The 17,688-nt window shown below is 62.1% G+C and carries 15 protein-coding genes, 1 tRNA gene and 2 pseudogenes; 2 read left to right on the forward strand and 16 right to left on the reverse strand.

The annotated features are described in order from the left end of the window. Position 1: 1 nt before the first annotated feature. From ACVENA_RS19435 to ACVENA_RS19455, 5 genes are all read right to left on the reverse strand, one after another. Complete coding sequence (locus ACVENA_RS19435; RefSeq protein ID WP_449326716.1) at positions 2-136, reverse strand: hypothetical protein; 135 nt, start codon at positions 134-136, stop codon at positions 2-4. A gap of 408 nt (positions 137-544) precedes the next feature. Next, positions 545-766, reverse strand: a complete 222-nt coding sequence (locus tag ACVENA_RS19440; RefSeq protein WP_449326717.1) for a hypothetical protein — start codon at positions 764-766, stop codon at positions 545-547. An 8-nt stretch (positions 767-774) separates the two neighbouring features. Next, complete coding sequence (locus tag ACVENA_RS19445) at positions 775-1,083, reverse strand: hypothetical protein (RefSeq protein ID WP_449326718.1); 309 nt, start codon at positions 1,081-1,083, stop codon at positions 775-777. A 594-nt stretch (positions 1,084-1,677) separates the two neighbouring features. Beyond that, entirely contained in the window at positions 1,678-2,868 is a 1,191-nt protein-coding gene (locus ACVENA_RS19450) for an IS91 family transposase (RefSeq protein WP_257546699.1), read from the reverse strand. Positions 2,869-2,873: 5 nt separating this feature from the next. Further along, entirely contained in the window at positions 2,874-3,782 is a 909-nt protein-coding gene (locus ACVENA_RS19455) for a tyrosine-type recombinase/integrase (protein ID WP_257546696.1), read from the reverse strand. A 628-nt stretch (positions 3,783-4,410) separates the two neighbouring features. Here ACVENA_RS19455 and ACVENA_RS19460 point away from each other — a divergent pair. Next, positions 4,411-4,487 (forward strand) — tRNA-Arg (locus tag ACVENA_RS19460). Here ACVENA_RS19460 and ACVENA_RS19465 read toward each other — a convergent pair. The 5 genes from ACVENA_RS19465 to ACVENA_RS19485 all read right to left on the reverse strand — a co-directional run bounded on the left by ACVENA_RS19465 (position 4,458) and on the right by ACVENA_RS19485 (position 10,421). Beyond that, complete coding sequence (locus ACVENA_RS19465; RefSeq protein ID WP_449326719.1) at positions 4,458-6,065, reverse strand: recombinase family protein; 1,608 nt, start codon at positions 6,063-6,065, stop codon at positions 4,458-4,460. The genes ACVENA_RS19460 and ACVENA_RS19465 overlap by 30 nt on opposite strands. Positions 6,066-6,431: 366 nt before the next feature. After that, the gene (locus ACVENA_RS19470; RefSeq protein ID WP_449326720.1) at positions 6,432-7,514 is read right to left on the reverse strand and encodes a site-specific integrase; all 1,083 of its coding nucleotides are present in this window, start codon (positions 7,512-7,514) and stop codon (positions 6,432-6,434) included. Further along, positions 7,511-9,271: a tyrosine-type recombinase/integrase gene (locus ACVENA_RS19475; protein ID WP_449326721.1), complete on the reverse strand. Its 1,761-nt coding sequence runs from the start codon at positions 9,269-9,271 to the stop codon at positions 7,511-7,513. Before ACVENA_RS19475 ends, ACVENA_RS19470 begins: the two co-directional genes overlap by 4 nt. 88 nt (positions 9,272-9,359) lie before the next feature. After that, positions 9,360-9,602, reverse strand: coding sequence for a helix-turn-helix domain-containing protein (locus tag ACVENA_RS19480; RefSeq protein ID WP_449326722.1), 243 nt, complete (start codon positions 9,600-9,602; stop codon positions 9,360-9,362). Between the two features lie 303 nt (positions 9,603-9,905). Then, complete coding sequence (locus tag ACVENA_RS19485) at positions 9,906-10,421, reverse strand: hypothetical protein (protein ID WP_449326723.1); 516 nt, start codon at positions 10,419-10,421, stop codon at positions 9,906-9,908. Positions 10,422-10,757: 336 nt separating this feature from the next. On the opposite strand from ACVENA_RS19485, the gene ACVENA_RS19490 reads away from it, so the two are divergent. After that, positions 10,758-11,357 carry a hypothetical protein gene (locus ACVENA_RS19490; protein ID WP_449326724.1) on the forward strand — a complete coding sequence of 200 codons (600 nt, stop codon included), beginning with the start codon at positions 10,758-10,760 and terminating at the stop codon, positions 11,355-11,357. 243 nt (positions 11,358-11,600) lie between these two features. On the opposite strand, the gene ACVENA_RS19495 is transcribed toward ACVENA_RS19490, so the two are convergent. From ACVENA_RS19495 to istA (ACVENA_RS19520), 6 genes and pseudogenes are all read right to left on the reverse strand, one after another. Then, on the reverse strand, positions 11,601-12,626 hold the full coding sequence (locus ACVENA_RS19495) for an IS110 family transposase (protein WP_449325887.1): 1,026 nt from the start codon (positions 12,624-12,626) through the stop codon (positions 11,601-11,603). 228 nt (positions 12,627-12,854) lie between these two features. Further along, positions 12,855-13,427 (reverse strand): annotated as a pseudogene (istB, locus tag ACVENA_RS19500) (IS21-like element helper ATPase IstB); the annotation flags it as partial. A gap of 66 nt (positions 13,428-13,493) precedes the next feature. Then, entirely contained in the window at positions 13,494-14,339 is an 846-nt protein-coding gene (gene istB, locus ACVENA_RS19505; protein WP_053554354.1) for an IS21-like element helper ATPase IstB, read from the reverse strand. Further along, on the reverse strand, positions 14,336-15,577 hold the full coding sequence (gene istA / locus ACVENA_RS19510) for an IS21 family transposase (protein ID WP_053554353.1): 1,242 nt from the start codon (positions 15,575-15,577) through the stop codon (positions 14,336-14,338). Before istA (ACVENA_RS19510) ends, istB (ACVENA_RS19505) begins: the two co-directional genes overlap by 4 nt. A gap of 155 nt (positions 15,578-15,732) precedes the next feature. Then, positions 15,733-15,894: pseudogene (locus ACVENA_RS19515) on the reverse strand (ATPase); the annotation flags it as partial. Further along, positions 15,881-17,395: an IS21 family transposase gene (gene istA / locus ACVENA_RS19520; RefSeq protein ID WP_021238707.1), complete on the reverse strand. Its 1,515-nt coding sequence runs from the start codon at positions 17,393-17,395 to the stop codon at positions 15,881-15,883. The gene istA (ACVENA_RS19520) and the pseudogene ACVENA_RS19515, both read right to left, overlap by 14 nt. Positions 17,396-17,688: the final 293 nt, after the last annotated feature.

The raw sequence follows: 17,688 nt of genomic DNA on the forward strand, positions 1-17,688 counted from the left end.
GTCAGCGATTGCCCTTCGGCTTGGCGGTCATCCGCACCGCGGAGGCCTCCTGGGCTGCGAGTGCGGTCGGCGGCTTCGCCTTGGCGGCTTTGGGTTTGCGAATCTCGCGATTGCTGCGTTTTTGCGATTTGGCCATGTCGGATATCTTTCTTGGGTTTCAGGATGCGTGTTCGCGAACGTGCTAGCGAGCCGTTTGCGTCCGCAATCTGTTGAGCGGAAAATAGGGGCGATGCTGATAGGGAAAGGCTGTCAGACGCCGACGGATCCCTTCGATCAGGCGCCCATATCGGTCGATCGCCGAGGGATGTGTCGCGGCGGCGTATCGCACGAGCGCGATCTGCTCGTCTTCGAGCAATTGAATGAGGCACATCGTGTGTGCTCCTGCATCAAGCGAGAGCACGGATCGTCCCTCTGTCACATGGAGCTTGTTCGATTTCAGGTGATGGGATGTCTATAGCACATCCCGATAAATGTGCGGCACGAATACCGATGCTATTCAAGCTCGGCAGAGACGTTCGCACACCGCGGAAATCTCGCGCCGGCCTCATGGTCGTTCATGCGTGGCCGGTGGGCGATAGAAGCGGTGACGGAGGACATTGCCATCGATCAGGTGACCGCGGAGCCGAAGGCGCATTTCCTCGGCGCCGGAGCCGGATGTGCAGACAAGGCGGGTACCGCCCGACTGAAGCGGCTCGATCGCACTGATGCTGACACCTTGCAGAAGGCACAGGCGCTTGACCTCGCCCTCCGGCAGCGAAATGTTCATCGCGCGGCTCATTTGAATCCCGGGCCGCTCGGCCAGCCGCGGATCGCTGCCGCAACCAGTGCATATCCCTCGGGGCTCGCGGTCGCGACTGTGAGCGGGCGGCCGCCGAGCGCGGCGTTGTCGGTATTCAGAAAGGCTATCGCCGGATCCCGTCCGCCCATCGTCAAGAAGGCGAGCTGACTGATGTCCCCTTGGCGCCGTGCGTCATCCAGGGCGAATGGACTACGGCTCTTGCGGAAAAATCGGCTCGATTGCGGTCTCAATGGGACACGAGCGTCCGGGACCGGCGACTGGGGTTGATCGGGATCGGGCGGCATGGGGGGCTCCTGCTTGTAAGCGGGAGCACGAGGTCTCTCAGCCGCGGCCGCCTACGATGAACGTATGCCACGATGATCGCTATATGGGCGCGCCGGCCAAGATTATAAGATGTCGCGCCGATCATCTGACGGATATCGGGAATCTGAGCCTTCAGCGCCTATTCGGTTCCTGCGAAACGTGATTACGCCTCGATTGCACGAACCAGTGCGGAGATTGGCCTTCCAGGCGAACGCCGGGGAATATTTGGAGCGTCTGCCAGTTTCGTTCGATCGCCAAAAGCCGCCGGTCCGCCACCGTTGAGAGTTTCGGACGCCGCCAGGCGTCGGAAAGTCTTCGATGCCCGAACCGCGGTGGTCATGGTGTGAGCTATGGGGAAAGCTGTTTTGCGGAGATCGTGGGGTAGCTAGGTGCTGCCGAAAAGCGGACGTGCGCGATAGCGGACCGTCTGCATATGGGTCGCAAAAGCGGACGCCGAAAAGCGGGCGGACCGATTTTGGTGGTGCGACGTCTGCTTTTGGGCAGCCCCGTCGCGAGCGGGTCCGCTTCCAGGCGCGGGTCTGCCCTGGACGAGGAAGGCGACGGGCCGTGCCGGGTCACGGCGCCGGTGTCCCGGGTGCGAGGGATGGCGGTGGCGGCGCGCGGGACTGGTAGCGGCGCTCGAAGACCTCAATGATGATCATGGTACCGCCGCAGCACGGGCAGGTCGGTCGGGGCTCTGCATCGTCGGCGGGCTCGTCGGTCGGTGGGGGTGCGACATCGAGCAGGCGGCGGGCGCGTTCGAGATGATCCTTGCGGTGTGCGCTGGCGAGGAGGCCATAGTGGCGGATGCGGTGGAACCCGCGCGGCAGGGCGTGGAGGAGGAAGCGGCGGATGAACTCGTCGGCGCCGAGCGTCATGACCTGCTGCCGTCCAGCGCCGGCCTTGCGGTAATCCTTGTAGCGGAAGGTGACGCCTTCCTCATCGAACCGGAGGAGCCGACTGTTCGATATGGCGACCCGGTGGGTGTAGCGCGCGAGATAAGCGAGCACGGCCTCGGGACCAGCGAACGGCGGCTTGGCATATACGACCCAGCGCTTCTTCCTGACGGGAGAGAGGTGCCGCAGGAAAGCACGTCGTTCGCCAAGATGAGTGAGGCTGCCAAAGAAGGCGAGCTTGCCGGCATCGTGCAGCGCGCGAAGGCGGGTTAGGAACAAGCGTCGGAACAGGGCACCAAGGACGCGGACCGGGAGCAGGAAGGCTGGGCGTGCGGATATCCAGCGCGTTCCATCGCGGGAGATGCCGCCGCCGGGCACGATCATGTGGATGTGCGGATGATGGGTGAGCGCCGAGCCCCAGGTGTGGAGGACGGCGGTGATGCCGATCCGGGCACCGAGGTGCTTCGGGTCGGCGGCGATGGTCAGCATCGTATCGGCCGCGGCCTTGAACAGCAGGTCATAGAGGGGCGCCTTATTGTGGAAGGCGATCGCGGCAACCTCGGCAGGCAGGGTGAACACGACGTGGAAATAGCCGACTGGGAGCAGATCGGCCTCGCGCGCCTCGAGCCAACTGCGCGCCGCAGCGCCCTGGCACCTGGGGCAGTGCCGGTTGCGGCAGCTGTTATAGGCGATCCGCCAGTGCCCGCAGTCGGTGCAGGCCTCGACATGCCCGCCGAGCGCGGCGGTGCGGCAATGTTCGATCGCCGACATGATCTTGAGCTGGTGCAGGCTCAGATGCCCGGCATGGGCGGCGCGGTAGGTTGGCCCGGCAGCGCGGAAGATGTCGGCGACCTCGAGTGAGGCGCGCATCGACCTCAGCCGTCGGGCGCTTCCTCGCTGGGCGATGCGAGCGCGAGCCTGTCGAGCGGGCTGACGATCGAGCGAACGGTCCTCGTCGCAACCTGGGTGTAGAAGGCGGTGGTGTTTAGCTTGGCATGGCCGAGCAGCGCCTGGATGACGCGGATATCGACACCGTCCTCGAGCAAGTGGGTGGCGAAGCTGTGGCGCAGCGTATGCGGTCCGACGCGCTTGTCGATGTCTGCTGCTTCAGCGGCTTCGACGACGACACGGTAGAGCTGGCGGGTGCTGATCGGCGCCGCTGTGCTCTGTCCGGGAAAGAGCCAGCCGTCGGGGACGAGGATGCCCTGTTGCCGCCCGGCGCGCCACCAGTCGCGCAGTAGCAGGAGCAGCCCTTCGGGCAGCATGGCATTGCGGTATCGCCCGCCTTTACCGTGCTCGATCCGGAGCAGCATCCGCTTGCTGTCGATATCGCTGACCTTGAGCGCCGACACCTCGGCGACGCGCAAGCCCGCGCCGTAAGCGACCGACAGCGCCGCCTGGTGCTTCAAGGAGCGCGTGGCATCGAGCAGGCGCTTCACCTCGGCCATGGTGAGGACGACCGGGATCTTGCGTACCTGCCTGGTGCGGACCAGCTTGCGCGCGAGGTCGGGGCGGTCGAGCGTGTGCGTGAAGAAGAACCTCAGCGCGCCGACGATGCTGTTCATGGTCGGCGCCGGGACGCCGGCTTGTTGCTGCTCGATCTGGAACTGCCGGATATCCTCGGCGCTTGCGGTGTGCGGCGAGCGCCCGAGCCAGGTCGCGAACCTCCCAACGTCGCGCAGATAGTTACGCTGCGTCTCCTTCGAGAAGCGGCGCATGGTCATATCGTCGATCAGGCGCTGGCGCAGCGGGCTGATCGGGCCAATCTGGATAAGTTCATTCATCGTTCGACTCCTCAGGTGAAGGAGCCGAAAGGGTCTGCCTGCGGCAGCCCACGTTCAATCAGGCGATGCGCTCGAAGGGCTGCTTTACATCGAGGCTAGCGCCAATCCGCGCAGCGGTTCGTGCAACGGCCATTCTCAGCATACGCTCCTTTACGTACGATATCACACGACATGGCACGCAAGAATGTGAAAGGTATGGATTATTTTTCCGAACTGGATGATGAAGAGTCCTGCCGAAACGGTTTGAAGAAACGAATGAAATAAATTGCTCGAACGCGCACGTGGCGCTCAACAATCTGATTGCTGGCATCGCGCCAGCTTGCTAGAGGCCCCAGCCTACGCACCCGTAGCTCAGCTGGATAGAGCGCTGCCCTCCGAAGGCAGCGGTCAAGCGCCAATTTCTCGGTAAATTTCTTTCTCGTCGATTGAAATTAAACGATTTTTCGGCCGAAAATCGCGTACCAAATAGGTTCGGTTCTTTCACGTAAGCATGACGTAAGCATACTACTTAGTATCATAGCGTACGAAGGGTTTTGCTGGCGTAGGCCGATGCTACCGATCCTGTCTCGGCGTTCCGCATCGAATCCGTTGACCGATGCCCGTCGAACCGGCTAGGCACCGCCCCGAAGCACCCGTAGCTCAGCTGGATAGAGTGTCGCCCTCCGAAGGCGAAGGTCACAGGTTCGAATCCTGTCGGGTGCGCCATTCCCGAACAAAAGACAGAACTGCAGGTGTGGTTTCGCCCACACCTGCAGACGCGCTTCGGGCGAGCACGGCTTTGGATCCGCTAATGCGGATTTCCCGGTCGTTGACCCGCACCTCGCTGAGAAGCAGCCGGGCGTAAGCCTGACGCAGATCTGGCGGACCATTGTTCAACTTTTCACGCAGTAGCAGCGCAAATTTCTCGATCTTCTCCAGAGTAATAGCCGGTTCGGCCATCGCTAGGCGGCGGGTCAGATCGGAAATCTGGTCGACAAGCTCGTCGCGCCGGAACCGAAGATTGACCAGTCGCTCCCGCATTGAGGCGTCCTCGGCATCCATCAGACCCTTCTCGACCAGTTCCAGCAGCCGGGCGATACCAGCCTCGGCTTCCTTATGGTCCTGGCGCATCTGACGCAGGCGATCCCGGTTGCGGTCCTCGCGCTCGATCGCTGTGCGCAGATATTCGTCGAGCAGGGCGACGAGGTGATCCGGCTGCAATATCTGCTTTGATACTTCGCCGATCACAATGTCATCGAGCTTGTCCATCGGCATGCGCAGTCCCTTGCAGCCGAACGGGCCTTCCTTGAGACGGGTCGAGCAGCAGTAATAGCGATACTGCCCGCCCTTGCCGGTGTTCTGGATCAGAGCTGCCCCGCAATGGCCGCAGCGAGCGACACCTGCGAGCAGTGTCGGGGAGTTGACGATGCGCGGGGCCACCCGTTTGGGCGCACGGCTCTGCAGCAGTGCCTGCACGGCGTTGAACGTCTTCTCATCGATGATGGCGGGCACCATGAATGGCACCCACTCGGAAGGCGGGCGCGGCCGCCCGTTGCGGCTGTCGGTGCGGTTGAAGTGGTGCAGCCCGTGATAGGTGGTGGAGGTCAGGATGTCGTGAACGCCGCCGGTCGTGAACCTGCGCCCTCGCCGGAGGATGCCGCGCTCGTTGAGCCATGTGGCGATGGCTTTCACACCCATCGGGCGGCCTTCGGTGCCGGAGGCCATGTCAAAGATCATCCGAACGACCCGCGCCTCGGCCTCGTCGACCACCAGCACTTTCTTGTCCTTGTTGCCTCGGCGCTCAGCGATCTCGACGCCGTAGCCATAGGGCGGTCGCGAACCGTTCCAGAAGCCCTGACGAGCGTTCTCCAGCATGGCGCGGTGAACGTGTTTGGCGGTTTCCCGGCTCTGATGCTCGTCGAAGATGTGCAGCAGCTTGCGGAACATCTCGCCGGTCGGGTCTTGTCCGACCTCCTGCGTGATCGAGACCAGTTCGACCCCGGCCTTACGCAGTTCACGGATATAAAGCTCAGAATGCAGCGAGTCGCGGCTGAAACGGCTCAGGGAATGCACGACCACCAGATCGAAGGGCTTGTCCGTCCGTTTCGCCGTGTGGATCATCTCCTGGAACACGGGCCGATCTTCGTCGAGGGCGGAAGCCCCCGGCTCGGAGAAGACTTGCACCACCTCGATGCCCTGCCGTGCGCACCATGTGCGGCATTGAACGATCTGATCGGGGATCGACAGATCGCGCTCGGCCTGCCGTGCGGTTGATACGCGGACGTAGATTGCCGCCCGCGTCATGGCCGATCACTCCTCGCTGAACAGGATCGCGTCGATCTCCCTGCCAAGATAAGCCCGCAGGATCGCCACTTCGTCGCGCAGCACGGGCATGATTGGTGGAAGGTCACTGACCAATGCCTGCCGTCCATCGACTGGCAGCCTGACCGGAGAGGAAGGCGCAGCCCGCCTGCGCCGGATAATGATCCGGCCACTGCGCTTTGACGCAGGGCAGCCCTTCGATACGGGGCAGGAGGCGGGCTGGGCGTCCATCTCCCATTGTCTACGGGAACTGCCCCGAGGCAACCAAGGCCCGATTTTACGGGTGGGACAAGGTTTATACCACTCGCTCGACTTTGCGGGTCGAAAGAAATTGATTGCACAAGACTATCAGGCATCTTCGCGCTCCTTCCGCGCCGTCAGCCGCGCCACTGCGGCGGCTCTTCGCGCCTCGAAGGCCGACTGCACCGCTTCGTGAGCGCGGGCTCCATCGGCGAGAATGTAGTATTTATGTGCAGTCTGGTGGTCGGCGTGGCCGAGGAGGTCCGGCACAAGCGCCACCATGTCAGGGTCGTGATCGACGAAACTGCTAGCCGCGATGCTGCGGGCCAGATGCGGCCAGATATGACGTCCGAAGGCGTCCTTTGTGCGCTTTTCGATCTGGGCGCGGATCGGAGCGTCACCCATCGGCTCTCCCCAGCGGTCGATCCAAAGCCGGTCAGTTTTCGGCCCGCCGCCCCGCATCAGCAGTCTGCGGCGATGATCACGCAGCCAGACGTCGATGTAGGGAGCGAGGGACTGGGGTAGTTCGGCCTGATAGGGATGAGAGGTCTTGGTCTCTTCCTCGGTGAAGAAGAGGAGGTAGCGATCGCCGTCGAATAGCAGATGTCGCCCGATCTCGATCGCCGTCAGGTTGGCGATCCTGACAGGACAGCAGGCAAGAACAGCAATCAGCAAGCCATCGCGCATGCAGGTCGCGGCATGATAGCGATCACCCATCTCAAGCGCCCGATCGATCAGATCGACGCCCAGCGACAAAAGCTGCCGGGCGTCGACCATGTGGGCACGCTTGTCCTTTTCCGGCCTGGCAATGGCCTTGAGGTTGCGGATGACGGTCCGCAGCCAGTTCCAGTCCTGGCCGGGAGCTATCGCCATGATCATCCGGGCGAAGCCCTCGAAGATCATTTCCACGCTGCAGGACGCGACCCGGTCCTGAAGCTGGATGAGGAACAGGCGCACGCGATCAGGTGCCACTCTCGTTTCGGGCGGTACCCCGGCATCCAGCCAGCCATTACGGGTGAGGAACGACAGCCACTGGCCGTACCCCTGCTCGACATTGCGACAGCGGGCCGCGCTCCACTTGCTGGCGGGGTTGGGGGCGTCCAGAAAACTTCTGGCCTCGCGGGCCTCACGGTAACGCAACTGGTCAACGGCGGGCCATTGGGCAGGCTTGAGGCAAAGAGGAGTGCTCACAACACGTCCTCCACCTCGTTGAAGCTGAAATTCTCGGCTTTATGAGGCTTTGCCCTACGCCTGACCCTGATCCGTGCGGTGTCGCGGCTGCGCAGGATATGCTCCTGGAAGTGACGAGATGCCTGCCGCTGCTTGGGCCGGGCATAATAGTGACGGGTCGTGTTGATGTCGCGGTGCCCGAGATGCTGGCTGACGGTGAAAATGCCCTCTGGGTTGTCCTTCAGGTAGAGTTCCGCCGAAATGTGACGGAACTGATGCGGTGTGATGGCTACCCCCAGCACGCGCTTCGATTGGGCACCGATGGCATAGGCCATGGTCTTGGGGGCGATGCAGGTCCCATCCGCCGCCGGGAACAGCCAGGGCGAGGGATCGGGACAGAGTTTCGGCCGCCACTCACGCAGATAGGTTTCCAGCAGCACCACGGTTTGATCGGGAAGTCTGAAGCGCAGCTCTTCCTCGTTCTTCACCTCCGCACCGCCATGCTCGATGATCCAGAACGCATCCTTGCCGTGGCCGATCTTCCGAATAGATTTGCCGAGTTCGAGGCTGACGAGATTGGCGCGGCGGACGCTGCACACCAGCAGCAGTTCGATCGCCATGGCGGTTCGGGCGAGCGTGGCTGATCCGCGCCGGTCGGGATTTTTCATGGCGCGCTCAAGCAGGATGAAGGGCAGAAGCTGCAACTGATCGGCGAACCGCTGATCGTCGAGCTTGTCGAGCAAGGCGCGGTTCTTGGCGGTCATGCCTCGCCTGTGTTCGCGCTGATCGCGGACGCTCTTAAAAATCTGGTCCAGCCGGGCGAGTTCGTTATTGGGCAGGCCACACCAGCGACCGATGGTGCGAGCGCGTAATGCCAGCTGGAACATTTGCGGCGTGATCGTTCCGCCTGCGCGTTCGTGCAGGAAGCGCAGGACCTGATCAACGTGTTCCGGCCTGACCACATCTGAAAGCGACGTCAGCTCCGACAGGGACGTGCCAGTGTGAACCAGAGCCGAGACGATGACCGTTACATTGAAACCATATTGCTGGATTGTGCCGGGCTTGAGGGCCTTGTGGCTGTTGGTTTCAAAGCAGGTCTTCGAAGCGAGCGAAGCGAGGAAGGCGTCGAGTTCCTCCACCAGCGTGGACGGCCATTCGGCCTGATCGATCCAGTAGCTGGTTCGCTTGGGCTCAGGCGGCGTGAGTTGGGGAAGGTCGTCACGCGAGGCAGCGACCTTGTTCCAAGCCTTGATACTGCCGCGCAGCGTATCCAGCCAGTTTCCGATCATGGCCTCATCGCGCACATGGGTCTCGAACCGTTCGATCACGGCATCCGACATATGACGCGGTAACACGCCCTGGCCTGACGCGAAGTGGAACAGGCGGGAAGTGGCGCGCTGCATCTTCGTGTCGAGCGATGCCTGCAACGCGCCCCAATCGCCGGTGAGCGGATAGCGCGAGCGCGGATTAAACAGCCTGCCCCTGGCGAGACGAAATGCCTTACGCAGACGGGATTTGAGGTTGGCGAAGGACTGCTCGGACATGCCCGCCATTGCCGGAGATACATGCCCCAGCCGCTCAAAGATGGCGCGCTGGTTGGCCGCTACGTCCAGCAAGCCGTGGCCGATAATCTCGTCGACGCGCTTGATGGCAGAGCGGAGCAAGGCAATTTCCGAAGTGGGCAGATCACATTCGAGCAGATATTCGCGCAAATGCTCAAGCGTTAGAAGCGATTTTTGCTGCTCCGAATGGCTGTTGTTATGGTCATTCTTGTTCATTGTTATTCACCGTTGCTCAAGCGATAAAAATTGTGAAACCCCTTATATACTATTCCCTGCGTGTAGTTCTTTGGGGTATTCACAAGAGTCAGATCACGTCACCTCGCAGGAATTTGACGAGGTCCGCCTTGTCGATCCTGACGCGCCCCTTTTCCTTGGAGCGATAGGCTGGCAGGCCCTCGGCGCGAATCCAGCGGCGGATGGTGGGCTGGGATGCCTGGGCGAAGGTCGCGGCCTGGCGCACCGTCAGCAGTTCCACGGGCATGGTCACGACCGGAGCGGGATTCTGCAGGGGCGTAGTAGAAGTTTTCTTGCGCGGCACCTTGATCACGTCGTTCCTCCTTCCAACTGTGGACCACGCCACCGGGAGGAGATTGCTGCGCTGCGCGATGTTGATGCCGCCAAGTGGCGGCGGGTTATCGCCGGACAATCACCTCAGCGCCTCGTCGGCGGCGTGGGTGATCAGGGATACTGCGCATCATTGCGCAAAAGACCACAAGTGATTTCAGGGGTGGGACAAAACTTAACCCACTGATCGCAAAAGCAGGGGCGCGGCTCGCGTTGCGTAAGTGGGTCTATGGGCATGGGACGGTTCATAGCCGGGTCCCATGCTCCACTGTTCAGAGGGTGGTGGTCAGTCCAGCGTGACAGTTGCCAGCAGCTTCGTCAGGGCAGCTTCCTTGTTCAGCAGGCCACGCGAATGCGGGACCGCCCCTGCCGAGACCAGCGCCTGCTCGAATACGGCATATTGCTCTTTGTTGAGATACATCACGACAGCTCTGGTGTCGGGATCGACCGTGTGGCCACGCAGGTGCATCTTCAGTTCATGCGCCGTGACGGCTTCGGCGAGCGTCAGGAGTTCTTTCGCGTTGTCCGCATCAATGTGGGGCGCAAGGTGCGATAGCTTGGTCCAGCCGATACGGCGCAGACGATCGGGCGCGATACCCAGCGCATGAAAGCTGCGATCGATCTGGGCAAGGTGATAGGCCTTGCGCGGCCCGATGCCGAGATTCTTCGCGACCGATACGAAGTCGTCAGGGTGCTCGTCTTGTATCTCGCGCAGATAACGGGCTGCTTCGAGGAAGTGGTCTCCGATCATGTCGACAAATGCCTGCGGCACATGCGGCGCCTTGTTCTTGTGTCCTTTCATTTTGAATAAGCCTTTGAAGTTGTTGGGACTTATTCTCTATGGATAAAGCACTGGCGAACAAGGTTTTTTGCCGACAGACATGCGCAAATCATCCAATTTTTGTTCAGCCATAGCCATTTGCGCTGCTCGCCCCCGCATGCGCGGCATCTTTCTTTGACAGATCATTTTGGCTATCAGTGCGCTGCTCCTGAGACACGCGGGAGCGGGGCGTGGAAACCCCTCTTGAGACACCTCGGTCGCCGATTTCGGAGGCCGGGTGGCATGCGCGCATGTCCAGCCGGCTTGCCGGTAAAGGCGCATGCGCTCGTTGTCTCAGCGGGTTTCCAACATCCGGCTTTGGCCGTCGCCCCAGGATCAAAGGGGCGACGGAGGGGCAACATCGAACACGCATCAATTTCTACAGCACCGGCCTTCGGCATCGCCGATGTGATCACCAAGGTATCGCAGGTCGCATTCGGCAAGCCGCTGGTCACGAATGTCCTGCGGGGGCATGTGGCCGAGGCAATCATCGCTCTCGCTCTGGAACCGGAATGGAGCTTGTGCAGCGCCGATTACGCCGGTTGGGACTTCGAGCGGGCGGACGGCCTCCGGCTTGAGGTGAAGCAATCGGCCGCGATGCAATCATGGTCCACCGGCAAGCCGAGCAAGGCGATCTTCGATGTCGCCGCCCGCACGGGATATTGGGAGAGCGGCACGGAGTGGATCGCGAAGGAGGGGCGTCCCGCGCACCTTTATGTCTTCGCTCACCACGGCGTCTATGGCGATCATGCCGATCATCGCGACCCGGCGCAGTGGGAGTTCTATGTCGTGCCAACCTCCGCGTTGCCCGATGTGAAGCAGATTTCACTCAGCCGGATCAAATTGATCGCGGCGGCTGTTGCGATTGATAGCCTGGCCGTCACGGTGCGTAGCACGGCACATTCCACTTCAAGTTGAAAGTCGGTGCTGTCAAACGGCCCTTTAATTGCGGGTATCTGTCAAGCCTGCATATTGATCCGAACCGGGGTCATGGTCCTTTTCGAGGTCATGCCTCATGATGATGTCCGGGTCGGATGCCTCAACGTGCGCAACGCGGTCCTGGAAGTCCGCAGCCGTTTGAACGAGGTCACCGCAACCACCGTCCCGGTGGATCATCACAGGTCTGGCGTCAGGCCTGCAATCTCAGGGTGGGTATGACGGTCAGGCAGGCTGCTTCCCCCACTCGAACTCGGTTCCATCCACCCAGATACAATGAAGGATGATGGCGAGCTTTCGGGCGACCGCGACCTGCGCCTTCTTCATGCCACTTCGCTTCGCAAGCCGCAGCCCCCACGCCTTGAGCGAGCACCACCGCTTGGTTCGATGGAGCAGCACGCTGGCCGCCTCGAACAGATAGGCGCGTAACAACCGGTCGCCCCAGCGCGAGATTTTTCCCGTGACGTCCATTTCACCCGATTGCTTTCGGCGGGGCGTAAGTCCGAGATAAGCGCCAACCTTTGCCGCATTCTGGAAACGGGTTGGATCGTCGATCGTGTGACGATATGTCAGGGCCGTGACGACGCCAATGCCCGGCACGGTCATGAGCCGCCGCGTCGTTTCATCCTCTCGCGCAAGGTCGCGGATTGTTCGGTCGATCTTTTCCAGTTCGCTACAAGTCTGTTGGTGCACGGATAGCAGCGGCCGAAGAATGGGGCCGAGAGCATGGCCATCGGCGATGAGGTCGTTGACCCGCCGTTGGAATTGCCCGCCGGCAGCGCGTGGAAAGAGCAGACCGCATTCCTTCAGCATAGACCGCATCTGGTTTTCGAGGTCGCGCCGGACCCGTACCAATCGGGATCGACACACGAGGATGGATCGCGCGGTCTGGCTTTCTTCACTCTTGACGGCAACCTCCCGATACCAGCCGACCCGGACGAGTTCCGCCAAACCGCGAGCATCATTCTCGTCGCTCTTGTTCATGCGAACGGACAGGGCCGCATGGGCGTGACGCGCATCGATGCAGACCACGGGCAAACCGGTGCGCTTGAGTTCATGCCAGAGCCAACTCGACATGGCGCCCGTCTCGAGGCCGACGCGTTCGGCATTGGGAGCTTTCTTGGCGATGACCGCCGCCAGCACGCCCGGATCGGATTTCACCCGGCCCTGGTGTATGGGCCGTCCTGCCTCATCGACGATGCAAATCGACGTTTCCTTTTGCGATACGTCCAGTCCGACATAGTGCTTCATGGCGATGCTCCTCCGTTACGATGATTTCTCGCATCCTGCAGCTGTCGCGCCCAAATGAGAACAACGGCAGCAATTACGTCATCGTGTTCAGAAGAGGGACCCCCTTTTTCGGATATGATGTTGGTTTGTTGAAGATGGCCTTGCGCTGCGTGCGGCGGAGGGCGGGCGTAGCCCGACCGGAGGCGCGCGCAGCGCAAGATAGATTTTTGAAGGCGCCGAAGGTGGCTGTCAGCTGCGGTTTTTGAAGCGCCAGCTGTCGTTGCCCGTCTCGACGATATCGCAGTGGTGGGTGACGCGGTCGAGCAGCGCCGTGGTCATCTTGGGATCGCCGAACACGGTCGGCCATTCGCCGAAGGCGAGGTTCGTGGTGATGATGACGCTGGTCCGCTCATAAAGCTTGCTGATGAGGTGGAACAGCAACTGCCCTCCCGAGCGGGCGAACGGCAGATAACCGAGCTCGTCGAGCACGATCAGGTCGAGCCGCGACAGCTGCGCCGCCAGGGTCCCGCCTTTGCCGATCCGGGTCTCCTCTTCGAGGCGTGTCACCAGATCGACGGTGTTGAAGTAGCGGGCGCGAGCGCCCCTTCGCACGACATTGGCGGTGATCGCGATGGCGAGGTGGGTCTTGCCTGTCCCCGTGCCGCCGACCAGCACGATATTGCGGCGAGGCGGGAGGAAGGAGCCATCGTGAAGGGAGCGGATCATCTCCTCATTGATCGGTGTGCCCTCGAAGCTGAACCGCTCCAGGTCCTTCACCACGGGCAGCCTCGCAGCCGTCATCCGATAGCGGATGGAGGCTGCTGTCAACGCTGACTAATAATTCCCCAGAAGTGCCGGGTTAAAATTCCCCAGTTTGGGTTTCGGTGATCAGCCGTTCCAGTGATCGTGCGTGCGCTCCTTCGGTGGCCGCCCGCGCCTTTTGGGCGGCGGCGGCGGCGTGATCGCTGAGATCGCCCTGGTGTGTTCCGGCACGAGGTCGGAGTGCGCGCGCAAGCGGTAACTGGCGCCCTCGATCTGGATCACGATGGCATGGTGCAGCAAGCGATCGAGGAGCGCCGTTGCCACCACCGGATCCCCGAACACCTCGCCCCATTCAGCAAAGCCGCGGTTGGATGTGAGGATCATCGCTCCCTTTTCGTAACGGGAGTTGACCAGCTGGAAGAAGAGGTTGGCACCGCCGGGCGTAACCGGGAGGTAGCCGATCTCATCGACGATAAGGAGGGTGTTTCGGTTGAAGAACCGGAGCCGTTCGGGAAGCCGTCCGTCACGCTCGGCACGCACCAGCATGTCGATCACCTCAGCCAGACTGGCGCGGTAAACACGCTTGCCAGCGCGAACAGCCTCTGCGCCCAAGGCTGTCGCCAGATGGCTCTTGCCTGTGCCCGGCGGTCCCAGCAGATGGACCACCTCGCCGCGCTCGATAAAGTCGAGCTGCGCCAGTGCGAGGATGCGGCCGCGATCCAGCGAAGGCTGGAACGAGAAGTCGAAGCCTTCGAGGGTTTTCATGGGCATGAGCCGTGAGGTCTTGAGCCCGACAGTGAAGCGCCTGCTTTCCCGATTGCCATACTCATGCGAGAGCAAGACATCGATGGCTTCAAGCGCGGTCATTTCGCCGCGCTCCAGACACCGCATGGTATGATCAAGTACCTCGAGCGCGCGGGGCATTCTCAGGCCAACCAGGCTCGTGCGGATGCGGTCGATGATCTCCGTCATGGCCGTACCTCGCTGCCGGCCAGTCGCCGTCCTACCGCCTCGTAGAAGCCCAGCGAGCGCCTGGTAATCTCAAGCCCTGCAGGCGGCGGCACTGTTGCCGCGCGAGGCGGAGCGAGCCGCCGGTGGGAAGGATCAACCCGGCGCTGATTGCGTCCATCGAGAACGGGATGCACCGCGATCAGCTTGCGATCCTCGAAGATCCTGATCTCACGGGGATGATTCTGCACCTCCACGACCCGTTTGCGCGTAGCGTCGGGCACCGAGTAGAGATTGCCGCCAACCGATACCATGCCTTCATGGCTGACTCGCCGCTCGATCGTGAGCACCGCATTGTATGGGGCCGCAGGCAAGGCCGTCAGGACCGGTTGCTCCTCGGCAAAGTGCTCGCTGACGATCCGCCGGGTCGTGGCATGCAACCGAACATTCGCGACCGTGTCCAGCCATTCGCGGAACTGCCTGTTCAGGTCATCAGCGTTGCAGAAGGTGCGTCCAAGGAAGAAGTCCTGACGGATGTAGCGGTAGGGCCGTTCGATCTTGCCCTTGGTTTTCGCCCGATAGGGCCTGCATGCACGCGGCAAAGCGCCGTAATGATCCAGCAAGGCCACCAGCGACCGATTGTAGATCACAATACCCTCGGCATCCTCATCGATCACAGCGGTTTTCATGCGGTCGTAAAGCACCTCGGACGGGGCACCGCCCATCGCATCGAAGGCGTCGATGTGGCAGCGCATCACCGTCTGCAGATCCTGGGTCGGACAGAACCGACCCCACAGCCAGCGGCTATGACCCAACACCATCGAGAACAGCCAGAAGATCCGGGTCACGCCCGGCTCATCGCTGAACGCCACCTTGAACTGGGCGAAGTCCACCTGGGCCTGCCGTCCCGCGGGTGTTTCGAAGCGCCGCTCGAACGGGACCACTCGCGGCGGCCGCATCTGGCGCAGGAAGTCCGTGACGGTCGTGTAGCCGCCCTTGAACCCCATCGCAGCGATTTCGCGGAAGAGACGCTTGCCAGACAACCCAGGATATAACGCGATGCGATCGCGAAGATATGGTTCGTAGGGTTCCAGCTCCCGCGGACGGGGTGGCCGGGGCTTGTACACCGGCGCCTTCACGCCGCCGGCCAGGTGTTTGCGTACCGTCTTTCGATCAAGGCCCGTCTGCCGCGCAATCGCCGACACCGACAGCCCCTGCCGCTTCAAGTCATGGATCATGACAATTTCCTCAAGTCTGATCACCTGCCACGCCTCCCGCCAATCCGGGCAAGCATAGGAGGGATCCGTGCGGGTCGTTGCCAATTCGCTCCGGGGCTAGCCCCGGAGCGAATTGGCGCTCACCTCAAACTGGGGAATTTTCATTCGGCACTTCTGGGGAGAATACATCCGGTATCGACAGCTGCATCCCGGTGGGTCGCCTCAGCACGGAGCAGGTCGGTCAGTATCTCCATGGTGGTGCGCTTGCGCTGGAGGCCGGTGGTGACCGCCTCGTCGAACGCCGCCGCCATGCCCTTGAGTCCGAGGCCGCGCATCGTGTCGATCATATCATGCCGCTGCATCATAGCCTCGCAGCAGATCATAGCGGGCACAGTCGGCGAGCGGAGGATGCTGCAGCATCCGGTCTTCCGAAGTGACGATGCTGTGGGGTGTCGCCGGCTCGCGGCGCCGGGAGAGGATGTTGAGGATCAGCTCGTCGCTGGCCGTTCCGTTCGCCAACGCTTCGCGCACGGCAGCCTCTACCGGCTCCAGGCCATCGGTGAGCACCGCCGAGAGGACCCGCACGAACCTGCGATCGGCCTCGTCCCCGGTGCCGAGCCTTCGCCGTAATCGGTGCAGGGCGGGCGGCAGATCCCAGTCCTGGAACGGTGCGCCGTTACGCAGCGCGCCGGGCTTGTGCGCGAGGACCGGCAGATAATGCCAGGGATCGTATATCGTGCGGTTCCGACCGAAGTGGCGCTCATGCTCCCCGACGATCGCATCGCCGCAGCGTATGACGATGCGATCGGCATAGGAGCGCACCTGAACGGTCCGGCGTGCGGCCGTCGACATGACCGAGTAGCGGTTGCGATCGAAGCTGATGAGGCAGGTGCCGGTGACGGCATGCTCGCTCTCATGGAAGCCGTCGAACGGTGCCAGGATCGGCTGCAGGGCCGGTCGCTCCATATCCAGCGCCTCGGCGACGGTAATATCCCCGCGTTCGGGATGGGCATGATGCTCGGCCCAGCGCCGGCACTCGGCCTCCAGCCACCCGTTGAGCTCGGCCAGGCTGGCGAACCGGAGTCGCGGCTGGAAGAAGCGGCCTCGGATCGTCTGGACCTGCTGCTCGACCTGGCCCTTCTCCCATCCCGCCGCCGGCGAGCAGGCGGTCGGCTCGACCATGTAATGATCGGTCATGATCAGGAAGCGGCGGTTGAACACACGCTCCTTGCCGGTGAACACGGCCGTCACCGCCGTCTTCATATTATCGTAGATACCGCGTCGCGGCACACCGCCGAAGAACGCGAACGCCCGGGCATGGGCATCGAACAGCATCTCCTGGCCCTCGCGCGGATAGGCCCGGACATAGGGTGCGCGCGAGTCGCAGAGACGCATATGCGCCACCTTCACCCGCATCGGCTTGCCGGCGATCTCCACATCCTCGTGGCTCCAGTCGAACTGGTAGGCCTCACCCGGCTGGAAGGTCATCGGGATGAACGCCGGTGCGCCTTCGCCAGCATCCTTCCGCCGCGCAGCACGCCAGCGCGCCGCATAGCGGCGCACCGCATCATAGGATCCATCGAACCCCTCGCGCACCAGCAGGTCATGGATACGCGTCATCCGTAGCCGATCGCGGCGGCCGCGACCTTCGTTCTCCTCAAGCAGCGCATCGAGACGATCCTGATAAGGACCGATCCGCGGCAGCGGCTGGACTTTGCGCTGATAGTTGAACGCCGCCTCCGGCGACCGGATCGCTTTGCGGACGACCTTCCGCGACAAACGAAGGTCACGAGCGATCGCCTTGATCGCCTTACCCGCTGCATGCTCACGCCGAATCCGAACCACTGTCTCCACGATCAACATCCCGTTCTCGCCAACTGATCAAAACCAGTCGGCCGACTAAATCCCCGGGATGAAGGGGTCCTTTTTGCACGCCGATCACCCCACGAAGGGGGTGCCTATTGCACGCTGATCCTCACAATTACCTGCGAAATTGACCGGGGAAACAGCCGGGGATTTCCTTGCGCGACAAGTGCTGGACCATGTCCGGACCAGATGGCCGAACCGCCAGTTTCTGGCGATGCGGTGGAATTTGGGCGCGACTACACCTGATCCGCGTACATCAGGCTCGCTCACCCAAGGCTGGGCACTCATTC

The organism is Sphingopyxis sp. 550A (assembly GCF_053569535.1).